Genomic DNA, 11,707 nt, shown 5'->3' with positions numbered 1-11,707 from the left:
TTCGTAGTCCACAAACAATTGGGATTTCTCACCGGTGGGAGCAAACTGCCTTCTCCAAGCCCGAATACTTCTTACCGGGATGTCCAGCTCCTTGGATACTTCAGCCGGGGTTTTGCCGCTTTCTTGCATGTGCTTAACGGTTTGACGTTTAAACTCGTCGTCAAAATGTTGACGGATATCCCCCATGACACACCTCGACCTTTTGGTTGGTTATATTGTACGGGCCGCTACTACGGCGTGTCCACTTTTTAGTCTACATGCACTTCCCGCCAAAGTTCCTATTTTAAGTGCTTTTACAGCAACTGCATCCGGGTGAGCAGCTTTGAGAACGTCCGGCCGGCGCTGCAGTTGCTTAAACAGCAACTGCAAGGCCGATTTCCGCGCAAATTCCCATTTTAAATGCTTTTGTAGCAATTAAATCCCCACGGTTTTAGGTGAACCAACCTGCAGCTTCAGTATGGGACACGCGAATTCACAGGCCAAGCGACCTTTAAACCACGGGCCCGGTTGGACCAACCCCTGGTTGCGGGAGGCGTCTTCGCCAACGAAAGCCGCTCATTCCGTGGCAAGCTCCCGCTCATTCCGCGGCCAACTCCCGCTTGATCCGCTCGAGCAGCCGCTCGCAGCCCGCCTCGACCAATTCGTAAACTTCTTCGAAGTTTCCGGTGTAGTACGGGTCCGGCACGTCCGCGATTCCGCGCTCCGGAAGAAGCGACATAAACCGGATGACTTCCGATCCGCCGCGATCCCCGATGATGCCTCGGATATTCCGTTCGTTGCGGCTGTCCATGGCGACGATAAGGTCCCACCGGTCTCCGTCGTCCGGCCGAAGCTGCCTTGCCCGCAAGCCTTCATAAGAAATGCCGTGCCGGTCCAGCAGGCGCCGGGTCCCTTCGTGCGGAGGACGCCCGATATGCCAGTCCCCGGTTCCCGCCGAATCGACGGCGATACGATCGGCAAGCCCCGCATCCACCGTTTTTTTGCGGAACACCGCTTCCGCCATCGGCGAGCGGCAGATGTTGCCTAGACATACGAACAAAACGCGATACGTTTTCATAATTCCTGTCCTTTCGAATGGCTTTGGACCGTCCGGATCTTCCGCCGGGGAAGCTTCCACCGGTACTGCACGGACAGCATCCGGAACACGACGATCACGGCGAACAGCGCGAGCAGCTCCCACGTTCCCTTCAAATCGCCGACATCGATGGCGAGTCCGGCTGCGAGCGCCCAGACTGCATAGATTTCGTCGCGCAGCACAAGCGGCTTGCGCCCCGCCATAATATCGCGGATCATCCCGCCGCCGATCCCGGTCAGCATCGCCGCGACCATAACGGCGCTAAGCGGCAGGTTCGCGTTGACCGCATACAGCGCCCCTTGAATGGCGAACGCCGACAACCCGATGGCGTCAAAAAAAGCTTCGCCTTTCTTCCATCGGTGAATCCAGGCCGCCGGAAGCAGAAATACGACGAGAATGGCGATGGCCGCAACCCTTAAATAAAGGCCCTGGCTCCACAACGTCGTAACGGGAACGCCGATCAGAAGGTTGCGGATAACGCCACCCCCGAACGCCGTCACCAGACCGAGCACGAACACGCCGAGAATATCGTACTCCTCTTCCATAGCGACAATGGCGCCGCTGACGGCAAAGGCAATGGTGCCGATAAAGCTGAACAATAGAAAAATGTCCTCCAACGAAGCCTACCTCCGTCGCAATCGGGATGAATGGCGGCGCGAAAACATAATGGGTCTATTATTGGCAAAGGTTTGTCCATCTGTATTGTAACGGCATCGGAGCGGCTCCGGCAATGGCAGATTTGGGTTCCCGGACCCGGCTCGGACGCGCTATACTGTAATAAGGCCTATAAATCGAAACTGAAGGCCGGAGAGGGTATCGACGCCATGGCAAATGCCAACTATTCCCGCGCCCTGATTTTTTCGGGCGGCAATCTTGGCGGCTGGGCCTTGTCCCGCATCTGCCCGGACGATTACTTGATCGGCGCCGACCGCGGGGCGCTTTTTTTGACGCGGCAAGGACGAGCCCCCCATCTTGCCGTCGGCGATTTCGATTCGATCAGCCAGAACGAGCTGGATCTGGTGCGGAGCGCGGCCGCCGAAACGCTCGCCTTCGATGCCGTCGACAAAGACTGGACCGACACCGAGCTGGCGGTCAAAGAAGCCATCGCCCGGGGCTTTCGCGACATCGTCGTCATCGGCGGCCTCGGCACCCGGTTCGATCACAGCCTGGCGAACGTCCATTTGCTGAATGCGGCCGCCGAAGCGGGCTGCCGAGCCATACTCGTGGACGAACATAACGAAATCCGCCTCCTTGCCGCCGGCATAACCGAACGGTTGGAAGCGGATTCCCAATATCCGTACGTTTCATTGCTGCCGCTAACGCCCGCCGTCACCGGCATTACCCTGCAGGGCTTCAAATACCCGCTGACGGACGCGACGATCACGATCGGCATGTCCCTGGGCGTCAGCAACGAGCTGGCCGAGCCCTGCGGCTCGATTCGGATCGGAAGCGGCAAGCTGCTGGTCGTTCGCAGCCGCGATTAACCGACGCGGACGACCATTCCCTCGCAAGCGAGGCGCACGTTGCCGGGCAGCGCATAGTCCCGGCGGACGTCGATGTCGTGCGACAGATGCGTGAAGATCGCCTCGCGCGCCTCCACTTCCCTCACCAGCTCAAGCCCTTCCTTCATATCGTAAAGCGAGCGGGTTTCGAGCGGATACGGCTCCTCGTAGAAGCTGGTCCCGAGCACAAGCAGGGACAGCCCCTTCAGCGGCTCCTTTTCCTCGGCCGACAGATGGATCGAATCCGAGCAGTACGCCCAGGCGACGCCGCTTTCGCGATGGTCGAACCGGTAAGCGTAGGCGTAGCCGTTTTTGCCGTGGTTGACTTTCCAAGGCGTAACGCGCCACTTTCCGTAGTCCATCCCCCCGTCGTTGGCGGTCATGCGCAGCCGGCCGCCGATCCACGGGAACCGCTGCGCGGCTTCCTCCAGCACTTCCGCCGGCGCGTACAGCCGCGCGGTCTCTTCCCGCCAGCGGCACATATCGGCCCACTCGACCAGGCCGCCGATATGGTCAAAATGCGCGTGCGTCAACAGTCCCTGAACCACTTGACGGACGCCGAGCCGCTCCATCTGCGCCCGCCAGTCGGGGCCGCAGTCGAGCAGCATCGGCGCCTCTCCTTCGGTTTCCAGCCAGAGAGCGGAGCGGAGCCGGACGTTTCTCCCGCTCGTCCTGGCTTCCGAGCAAACCTCGCAGTCGCAATAGACGCGCGGCGTGCCCATCGAGTCTCCGTTTCCGAGAAACGTGATTTTCATCGCGGTTTCTTCTCCCGTGCAAATCCGTCAGAGCGGCAACAGGGCGATGTCCTGACGCTGCTCCAGCGAGGCGATCATATCCGTCCATTCCTGCGGCTTGTTCGGCAACGCGGAGTAATACCAGCGCAGGAAGCCGACGACAAGAGACGAAGGGATGGACGAGACCGAATCGTCCGCGGGACGGAAGCCCAGATCAAGCCCTCTGACGGCTTTGCCCTCGTGGTCCCAGGACGGATGAACGTAATCGACGTCCAGCTTGCGGAAGCCGATATGCGACAGCACTTCCCGGCGCACGACGGGATGCATCGGCTGGATGCCCCCAAACGACAGATTCGCGCCCTCCAACTCCTGCGGATTGTAGATTTCCGCGAACGTGCCGAGCGACTCGGTGCCGGACTCCCGCTGCAGCCGGGCCAAATCCTTCTCCCGCTCCGTCAGCAGGAACCTTCCGATGCCGAGGCCGGGCCTGCCGATAATCGTAAAGTCGATCATCGCCACGCGGAATTCCGGCCGGTAGCGGTATTCGGTCGCGCCGACGACCTCGCCGTCCAGCAGGGCGACGTAAACCTGAATGGTCGGGTCCTGCAGCGGCTCGCGCCAAAGATCGAAAGCGAGCACTTCCTCCGCCGGGAACACCTCTCCCATCAGCTTGTGCATTTTGGCGAAATACGGGTCGTCCACCGACTGAATACGGTAATATTCAAGCATATATCTCATCCCTTCGTTCGCATATCATCCCAGAACGGGTTGCGCCACTCCATCAGCGCCGCGTTGTTGCACGATTCCTCGTCTTCCAGATAATCCCTCGCCACGCCGATCGGCGTCCGTCCGCAGCGCAGCAAAAACGTCAGCACCGGGTCCTTGATTTCGCCCTTCGCGACCCGCTCGACGTATTCCTCCGGCGTCCAGCGGTCGGCATAGTTCCGGTAGCCCGGCATGCGCCCGCCGCCAAGCAGCCGACGGCAGCCGAGATAGACGACCGTTTCGTACATCGACTGCATCAGCCATTTGCCGAGCCCGAAACGGCGGTATTCCGGGGTGACGCAAATGTCGACGACGTACAGCGTATCGCCGTCCGGCTCGTGATTGCGGATATAGCCTTCGTCCGTCACCGTCGCCCAATCGTGCGGCTCGTCGTCCCGGAGCGTCCGCCGGAGCGCCGTCATCGAACCGACGATCCGGCCGTCCATCTCCACGCAAAGCGCGCCTTCGGGAAATCGCGTCACATGCTCGTTAAGCTGCTCCTCGTTCCACCACAGTTCCGGCGGAAAAGGCGGCGGAAAGCTGGCGGCCTGCACCTCGATCAGTCCGTGAAAGTCACGCTTCGTATAATTGCGGATCACCGCCGGGATCATCCGCTCGCCGTCGGTCGCTATCCATTTTTTCAGCATGCGGGAACCGCTCCTTTCGATCCGAAGCCTGTCTCGGCCTTACTTCCAGTCGGGGTACAAATCCGTGCGGCGATCGCGCCAGGTCGTGACCGAACCGGCCTTGCGCACGTCCTCAAGCAGCGACAAATCCAGATCCGCCGTCACGAGCATATCGGCGTTGATCTCCCCTTCGGCCAAAATGCCTCCGGGCGGAAACGGGATATCGTTCGGCGAAATGATGGCCGCCTGCCCGAAATTCGCGCGCATAAAGTCGACGCGCCGCAAAGAACCGACGGTTCCCGTCGTGACGATGTAAATCTGGTTTTCCACCGCGCGCGCGTGGCAGCAGTAGCGGACGCGGTAAAATCCGTGCCGGTCGTCGGTGCAGGAAGGGCAGAACACCACGTCGGCGCCTTTGGCCCGCACCATCCGGACGATTTCCGGAAACTCGATATCGTAGCAGGTCAGAAGGCCGATTTTGCCGTAAGGCGTTTCGAACACTTCGAAGCCCTCTCCGGGCGATACGTTCCACGCTTCCACTTCCGTCGGCGTGATGTGCAGCTTGTCCTGCCTGAACTGGCGTCCGTCCGGCGCAAACAAAAAAGCGGTGTTGCGCAGCTTATCCCCCGCTTTCGTCACATGCGTGCCGGCGATAATGTACATCCCGTACTCGCGCGCGAGTCCTTCGAACAGCTTCACATAAGCATCCGTATACTCGGGCAGCCGGTCGATCGGCTGGCCGAATCCGGTCGTATCTCCGATCGAAAGCAGCGGAGTCGTCATAAATTCCGGAAACAGCACGAACTGCGCGCCGTATTCCGACGCATTGCGAACGTAATGCTTAACCTGTTCCTCGAATTCGCTCCACTGCCCAATATCCCGCAGGGCGAATTGAACGGCCGAAACTCTCATTTTCACTTCGGTTCTCCATCCTTTCCCTTTTCCATTATAGAGCATTTGCGTTCAGGAGCAACTCCATGCTTCGCCGGCTCCCGGCATCGAAAACGGAAAGCAGCCATGATAATTTCGAAAGGGTTGCCGACAGCGAAAAAACGCCAGTTCCCAGGCAAGGCCGCTTGGGAATGACGTTCCAATCAGAGATTGCGGGGCAGCTGGATGACGACCGTCGTGCCGCTGCCGGACTTGCTGAACACTTTGATGGTCCCGTCGTGCTGATCGATGATCCGCTTGGCGATGGACAAGCCGAGTCCGCTGCCGCCGGTCGAGCGCTGACGGGCCTCGTCCACGCGGTAAAAGCGCTCGAACAGGAACGGGATTTCGCTTTCCGGAATGCCGATGCCGTAGTCGGTCACTTCGATTCGGACGTTGTTTTTTTCCTGGCGGATCCGAACGTCGATCGGTTCCTTGCTGTATTTCATCGCGTTGTCGATCACGATTTGCAGAAATTGCCGGATTTTCTCCTTGTCTCCGACCATATGCACGGCAGAAGAGGACGAATGGACGCGGATTTCGCGGTGAAACGCGGTGCCGAGCACGCCCGCCAGGTCCTTCACGACGCCGACCAATTCGAACTTCTCCTTCTGAAGCCATTCGTCCTGCTCGGCCTCGGCCAGCGCCAGCATCGACCGGGTAAGGCGCTTCAGCCGTTCGGTCTCGGCCGCGATCGCCTCGATCGCCTCGTCCCGCACCTCGGCGTTGTCGCGGCCCCAACGTTTGAGCATATCCGCGTAGCTTCCGATGACGGTAAGCGGCGTCTTCAGCTCGTGGGAAGCGTCCGCCACGAACTGCTTCTGGCGCTCGATTGTCCGGTCCAGCCGGTCGATCATCTGGTTGAACGCGCGGATGAGCTGCTGAAGCTCGATGCTCTCCTCCCGCCCCATCTTGACCCGGTGCAGCTTGCCGCTGCGGTCGATCTCCCGCATCGTCTGCACCATCTGCCCGATCGGGCCGGTCAGCCGCGAAGTAAACCAGTAGGTGCCGAAAATCGCAAATACAATCGCGCCGACGCTCGTCACGCTCAACGCACCGATCAGAATTTGCAGATAACTGTCCAGCACGGTGAGCCGTCTGGCCCCTTCCACGACGCCGACAAAATTGCCTTTTTCATATAGAGGAATAGACAAATAGAGCACGCGCTGCCCGTTCATCCGAAGCGTCTCGGACCTGGGAACGTTGCTTACGCTTTGGGAAATCGTGAGCAGTTCGCGATCCCCTACCGTATTGACGACCTCCATGTTTTTCGTCACGATGCGAATCATCTCGTTGGAGTTGTACATATCGCTCAGCAGCTTGGGGTCGTCCAGGTTTTTCATCTGGTTTTTGCGAAGCGTCTCCACCACCAGGGAAGTCTTGTTGGAGATGACCTGCAGTTCCCCGCGGGTCGCGACGCGGATCACCAGAAAATAAACGAAAATATTATATAAAATCAAGATGAAGATAAACCAGAATACGGTAAAAAGCGTGAATCGCGAACGAAGCGTCATGCGTCCGGCTCCTTCAGCATATAGCCGACGCCCCTGACGGTATGCAGCAGCTTATGCCGGTATCCTTTGTCCATTTTTTGCCGCAAATAACGAATGTACACGTCCACCACGTTCGTATCGCCGATGTACTCGTAGCCCCAAACGTCGGACAAAATTTCTTCCCGCGTCTTCTCCTCGTTTTTGTGGCGGGCCAAATAGAGCAGCAGCTCGAACTCCCGCGGCGTCAAATCGATGGCGTGATCCTTGCGGGTGACTTTGCGCGTAATCAGTTCGATCGTCAAATCGCAAACCTTCAGCACGTCCTCGCTCTCGCCTTCCCGCGAAGCCTTGAAGATGCGCAGCAGGTTGCGCACCCGCGCCAGCAATTCCTCCATCGCAAACGGCTTCGTCACGTAATCGTTGGCGCCGTGCTCGAAACCGCTGACCTTGTCCGGCACCGTGTCCCGGGCGGTCAGCAAAATGACGGGAACCGCTTGATCGTTCTGCCGCAGTCGCCGCAGCACCTCGATGCCGTTCAATCCCGGAAGCATGACGTCGAGCAGCACCAAGTCCCAGCCGCCTTCATTGGCCATCTCCAGGCCTTTGCGGCCGTCGGCGGCCCGGCTGACCTCGTACCCTTCATGCTTAAGCTCCAGCTCCAGGATGCGCGCGATGCCGTCCTCGTCTTCGATAATCAAGATTTTTTCGCTCATAGGCTTTCACCTCGCAACGATTGCTTGGGTTTTATCTCATCTATGTTTAGTAGGGAATTCCAATCCAGCGGCCGCGCCGATGAGGGAAGAAGCGCTTCCGGCCAAGCGGAAACGACAAGCCCGGCGTACTTTATTGTAACATGCCTGCCGGTTACAATCGACTTTCAATCCCAAATTGGCACAAAAAGGTACGCGCATCGTTTCCGTGCAATATCCTGCAAAACCGCCGGCGGCCGCAGCCGTCAGAAAGAAACGCGGCTTTGCGCCGCATCCTGCGGGTCGAACATCCGCAGAATCAGCGCGTCCCAGACGCCCGATTCCGATTCGGCGGCGTTGTGCGGCTCCCCGTTCCAGACGGCGCGGACGACCGATTCGGCCGGGCGCAGCGGCAGCGTTGCCGCCGGCTTCTCCGGGAATAGGCCGAGCCATTCCTTCCTGCCTGCGAACGGATGGTCCCGGTTGGCGATCCACGCGGTGAAAGCGCCGCGCGCGGCGGCAGCCGCCCTTAGCCGCTGGCATGCCTGCTGGCGGCGCTCGCTCCACTTGGCGGGCAGGCAGTCCGCCACAAACAGGATGCTGTCCGCCGCTCGCGCCAGCCAATCGCTTGCGCCCTCGTCCTCCCACCGGCTGGAAACGTCCAGCAGCACGATCGGCGTTCCGAGGCGCCGCAGCCAGGCTGCAAAGGCCTCCTCGGGACGGGCGGCCGAAGCGTGCCGCGGATGCAGAGGATAATAAAGCGCCGCGCCTTCCCGCCAGGCGGGCCGGACCGGCCGTTCCCCGGACGGATCGGCGAACGCCGCGCGTCCAGGCATTCTTCTTTCGCCGTCCAGCCATTGATAGAGCTCCGGGTCTCCTCCGGGGAACTCCACCAAGGCATGGAAGGCGCCAAGTTCCGCGAGGCGGGCCGACAGCCCGAGCGCGGCGAAGGTGGCGCCCGCTCCGGGATAAGCGGAGACGAGCGCGCACACGCGCACGCCGTCGCGCGGCCGCGAAGCTTGCGGGCCGCCGCTCCCTTCGCCCGCCTCCGCGGCGAACGCGGCCAGATCGCGGCGCGCTTCCGCGGCGCTTGCGGGCCGGTCTTGCGGATTGTCGGCAAGCAGCCGCTCCAGCCACTCCGCAAACAGCGGCGGCACCGCGCCGCGCAAACGCCTGATCCTGTCGGATCGCCCGCGCCGGGCGGCAAAATCCCCGCCGGTGAGCAAATGATAGGCCAGCGCTCCGAGCCCGTACAAATCGGTCCGGACGTCGGACTGCCCGCCCCGCAGCTGCTCCGGGGCGGCAAACCAGGGCGTTCCGAGACGGAGCGTATCCGACCGGGCCTCCGGCCGATAGTGCCTGGCAATGCCGAAGTCGACCAGCACCGCGCGCCCCCTTCCGTCCACGATCACGTTCGCAGGCTTGAGATCCCGGAACACGACGGGGGGCTCCTGGGCATGCAGATAGCGCAGCGTATCGCAGAGCTGTTCCATCAACCCGAGCACGATCGGATAAGGAAGCCCCGCCGCTTGCCTGGCAAGCACGGTCTCGAGCGTCTCCCCGGCGATATAATCCATCACGATGCAAGCCTCATCCGGGTCGGGCGGGTAATAATCCACGATCCGGGGCAGATTCGGATGCTCCAGCCCGGCAAGCATCCGGGCTTCGGCGATGAACAGGTCCCGTTCTTCGCCCGGCGGACGGGTAAACTTCAGCGCCCTGAGCTTGCCGCCCAGACGAAGATCCTCCGCTAAATAAACGGAGCCCATGCCGCCTTTGCCGATCGGCGACAAAATCCTGTACCGGCCGGCAAACAAGCCGTCCGGCGACGGCGCCCCATGCCGTATCGTCATCTCTTTCGACGCCCCCATCCCATATAAGTTTCGAAACCGGTGCCGAATTTGCGTCGGCAACACGAACCATTTCAGCGCAAATTCACCAAACCGACAAAAAAACGCGCCGGAAGAACGGCCCTGGCTCAAGGCCCGGAGCGGCCGTCCTTCTGGCGCGGGATGCTTTCCCAGCGGCTATGCTTTGCGTCTTACCCACATTGTAACTTCTTCGCGGTTGTGAAACAACTGCTTGATCCTCACGATTTCGAACGCCTTGCCGTATTCTGCCTTGAGCGCCGAAATCGTCTGCAAAGGCTTGCGGTGCATCAGCTTCAGCGTGATCAGCGCGGAAGCGCCGGCGGACAGCGCGGGCGCAAGGTTGGACACGATGCGGCACGTATGGTAAGGGTCCCAGCTCATATCGCAGACGAGCAGGTCGAACGACCCGGGCGCAAAGTCGACCTCGGCCGCGTTGCGGCGCAGATGCCGGAGACGGGGGTGGCCCTTTAGGGAATCCGCCATTTCGGCCGGATCGACGGCCGTCACCTTTAAGCCCCGCTCAAGCAGCACCGATGTCCAGCCGCCCGGGGCCGCGCCCAGATCGAGCGCGTTCGTAAACCGAGACAGCGGCAAGCCGAACGCCTGCTCCGCTTCCAGAAGCTTGAACGCCGCGCGCGAAATCAGCCCGTCGTCGCGGCGGAACCGCACGGCCCCGCCCGGCCAGTCGGACAAATTGTCTTCGGGGGCGGACAATCCCATATACAGCGTCTTTTTGGACGCATAGACGGACAAAATCAGATCGGTGCCGCGCGGGGCGATACCGGCGCCCGCTTCCGTCAGCGCGGGGACCATCAGGTCGCGCCCTTCCGCGGAGCCGAACGGAAACGGGCTGTCCTGCGACTTGCGCACCTGAACCGCGACCGTCTTTCCCCGCACGCGGTCCGCGCAGGAAGCGGCGAATCGGGTCATCGCGTCCGCGACCGCCTCCGGACCGCCGTCCAGGCCGGCTTCGGCTTCGATCGGGAACAAATGCCGGAGAAATACGGGCTCGTCGCGCCGCAGCTCGGCGATCAGTTCCCGCTCCGGCCGGCCGCCAGCGGCAAAACGGAACGTTTCGCCCGGAGCCAGTCCCGAAACCGTAAGCGCCGGAAACCTTCGCCTCAGCTCGTCCATCGCGTATGGGGCGAAGCCGGGGTTGGCCGTCCCGATAAATTCCATCATGTCAACGATCCTTTCCTATCCTAATCCAGGGACGGTCGTCCTGCCAATCGACCTGTACGTTCAGGCCGTAGCCGATGCGCAGAAACTCGGGCGTCAATACGTCCCGCTTCGGTCCCGACGTCACGATCCGCCCTTCGGCCATCAGCGCCACATGGGTGAAGATGGGCGTAATTTCTTCGATATGGTGCGTGACGTACAGGATCGACAAGTTGCGCCTTGTCAAGGCTTCCAGCGCGTCGAGAAACTTTTCCCGCTCGTACAAATCGAGCCCCGCGCATGGCTCGTCCAAAATGATCAGCCGGGGATCGGCCATCATCGTGCGGGCGAGCAGCACCTTCTTGCGTTCCCCTTGCGACAGCGTTCCGAACGGCTGCTCGGACAGATGGCCGAGGCCGACGCGGTCCAGCTCCTCCTGCGCGCGGTTGCGGACCTCGTCCGGCACCGCCTCGTAAATGCGCAGATAAGCGTTGACGCCGCCCGCGACGATTTCCCAAACCGGGTCGCGCAGCGTCAGCTTCTCGATCAGCGTCGGGCCGATGTAGCCGATTTGCTTGCGCACCTCGCGGACGTCGACCTGCCCGTAACGGTTGCCCAATACGTCCACGGTTCCCGTGGTCGGAAACAGGTAACCGGTGATCATCTCGAGGACGGTCGTTTTGCCGCAGCCGTTTCGGCCGAGCAGCACCCAGCGTTCCCCTTCCCCGACCGACAGATCGACTCCGCGCAAAATCTCCCGTTCGCCGCGGCGCAGCGTAAGCCGTTTCAACTCGATCAACGTCTTTTCCGCTCCTCTCCCTCATGCTCTCTGTAGATTGTACTTGCGCCATAAGGCGCCTTTCG

The 11,707-nt window shown here is 61.0% G+C and carries 13 protein-coding genes; 1 reads left to right on the top strand and 12 read right to left on the bottom strand.

From position 1 onward, the window contains the following. From F560_RS25065 to F560_RS0113040, 3 genes are all read right to left on the bottom strand, one after another. On the bottom strand, positions 1 to 186 hold a 186-nt coding region (locus F560_RS25065), incomplete at its 3' end, for a transposase (protein WP_019006180.1). Between the two features lie 391 nt (positions 187 to 577). Continuing rightward, entirely contained in the window at positions 578 to 1,057 is a 480-nt protein-coding gene (locus tag F560_RS0113045; RefSeq protein WP_019006179.1) for a low molecular weight protein-tyrosine-phosphatase, read from the bottom strand. Next, positions 1,054 to 1,692 carry a trimeric intracellular cation channel family protein gene (locus F560_RS0113040; RefSeq protein ID WP_019006178.1) on the bottom strand — a complete coding sequence of 213 codons (639 nt, stop codon included), beginning with the start codon at positions 1,690 to 1,692 and terminating at the stop codon, positions 1,054 to 1,056. The genes F560_RS0113045 and F560_RS0113040 overlap by 4 nt, the downstream gene beginning before the upstream one ends. A 207-nt stretch (positions 1,693 to 1,899) precedes the next feature. Between F560_RS0113040 and F560_RS0113035 the strand changes: the two genes are divergently transcribed. Beyond that, a complete protein-coding gene (locus F560_RS0113035) occupies positions 1,900 to 2,559 on the top strand; it encodes a thiamine diphosphokinase (RefSeq protein ID WP_019006177.1) in 660 nt (219 codons plus the stop codon). Here F560_RS0113035 and F560_RS0113030 read toward each other — a convergent pair. The 9 genes from F560_RS0113030 to F560_RS0112990 form a co-directional block, all read right to left on the bottom strand. After that, complete coding sequence (locus F560_RS0113030) at positions 2,556 to 3,332, bottom strand: MBL fold metallo-hydrolase (RefSeq protein ID WP_019006176.1); 777 nt, start codon at positions 3,330 to 3,332, stop codon at positions 2,556 to 2,558. The two genes, F560_RS0113035 and F560_RS0113030, sit on opposite strands and share 4 nt — an antisense overlap. 27 nt (positions 3,333 to 3,359) lie before the next feature. After that, the gene (locus F560_RS0113025) at positions 3,360 to 4,040 is read right to left on the bottom strand and encodes a GNAT family N-acetyltransferase (RefSeq protein ID WP_019006175.1); all 681 of its coding nucleotides are present in this window, start codon (positions 4,038 to 4,040) and stop codon (positions 3,360 to 3,362) included. Positions 4,041 to 4,045: 5 nt separating this feature from the next. Beyond that, entirely contained in the window at positions 4,046 to 4,723 is a 678-nt protein-coding gene (locus tag F560_RS0113020; protein ID WP_019006174.1) for a GNAT family N-acetyltransferase, read from the bottom strand. A 39-nt stretch (positions 4,724 to 4,762) separates the two neighbouring features. Continuing rightward, entirely contained in the window at positions 4,763 to 5,620 is an 858-nt protein-coding gene (locus F560_RS0113015; protein ID WP_019006173.1) for a carbon-nitrogen hydrolase family protein, read from the bottom strand. A gap of 176 nt (positions 5,621 to 5,796) precedes the next feature. Continuing rightward, positions 5,797 to 7,146 (bottom strand): sensor histidine kinase, encoded by a 1,350-nt coding sequence (locus tag F560_RS0113010; RefSeq protein WP_019006172.1) that lies wholly within the window; start codon positions 7,144 to 7,146, stop codon positions 5,797 to 5,799. Then, positions 7,143 to 7,838 carry a response regulator transcription factor gene (locus F560_RS0113005; RefSeq protein WP_019006171.1) on the bottom strand — a complete coding sequence of 232 codons (696 nt, stop codon included), beginning with the start codon at positions 7,836 to 7,838 and terminating at the stop codon, positions 7,143 to 7,145. The genes F560_RS0113010 and F560_RS0113005 overlap by 4 nt, the downstream gene beginning before the upstream one ends. 242 nt (positions 7,839 to 8,080) lie before the next feature. Beyond that, a complete protein-coding gene (locus F560_RS24655) occupies positions 8,081 to 9,667 on the bottom strand; it encodes a serine/threonine-protein kinase (protein WP_019006170.1) in 1,587 nt (528 codons plus the stop codon). Between the two features lie 174 nt (positions 9,668 to 9,841). Beyond that, positions 9,842 to 10,867 (bottom strand): 23S rRNA (cytidine(2498)-2'-O)-methyltransferase RlmM, encoded by a 1,026-nt coding sequence (locus F560_RS0112995; RefSeq protein WP_019006169.1) that lies wholly within the window; start codon positions 10,865 to 10,867, stop codon positions 9,842 to 9,844. A 1-nt stretch (position 10,868) separates the two neighbouring features. Then, entirely contained in the window at positions 10,869 to 11,642 is a 774-nt protein-coding gene (locus F560_RS0112990) for an ABC transporter ATP-binding protein (protein ID WP_019006168.1), read from the bottom strand. Positions 11,643 to 11,707: the final 65 nt, after the last annotated feature.

This window comes from Cohnella laeviribosi DSM 21336, from assembly GCF_000378425.1.
Taxonomy (GTDB): Bacteria; Bacillota; Bacilli; order Paenibacillales; family Paenibacillaceae; genus Cohnella; species Cohnella laeviribosi.
This window is presented reverse-complemented; position numbering and strand designations above follow the sequence as displayed.

What these genes read in the sequence shown, in the direction of transcription:
- F560_RS0113020 (WP_019006174.1), bottom strand. Translation starts at nt 4,723, where the DNA reads ATGCTGAAAAAATGGATAGCGACCGACGGCGAGCGGATGATCCCGGCG.
- F560_RS24655 (WP_019006170.1), bottom strand. Translation starts at nt 9,667, where the DNA reads ATGACGATACGGCATGGGGCGCCGTCGCCGGACGGCTTGTTTGCCGGC.
- F560_RS0113045 (WP_019006179.1), bottom strand. Translation starts at nt 1,057, where the DNA reads ATGAAAACGTATCGCGTTTTGTTCGTATGTCTAGGCAACATCTGCCGC.
- F560_RS0113010 (WP_019006172.1), bottom strand. Translation starts at nt 7,146, where the DNA reads ATGACGCTTCGTTCGCGATTCACGCTTTTTACCGTATTCTGGTTTATC.
- F560_RS0113030 (WP_019006176.1), bottom strand. Translation starts at nt 3,332, where the DNA reads ATGAAAATCACGTTTCTCGGAAACGGAGACTCGATGGGCACGCCGCGC.
- F560_RS0113035 (WP_019006177.1), top strand. Translation starts at nt 1,900, where the DNA reads ATGGCAAATGCCAACTATTCCCGCGCCCTGATTTTTTCGGGCGGCAAT.
- F560_RS0112995 (WP_019006169.1), bottom strand. Translation starts at nt 10,867, where the DNA reads ATGATGGAATTTATCGGGACGGCCAACCCCGGCTTCGCCCCATACGCG.
- F560_RS0113005 (WP_019006171.1), bottom strand. Translation starts at nt 7,838, where the DNA reads ATGAGCGAAAAAATCTTGATTATCGAAGACGAGGACGGCATCGCGCGC.
- F560_RS0113025 (WP_019006175.1), bottom strand. Translation starts at nt 4,040, where the DNA reads ATGCTTGAATATTACCGTATTCAGTCGGTGGACGACCCGTATTTCGCC.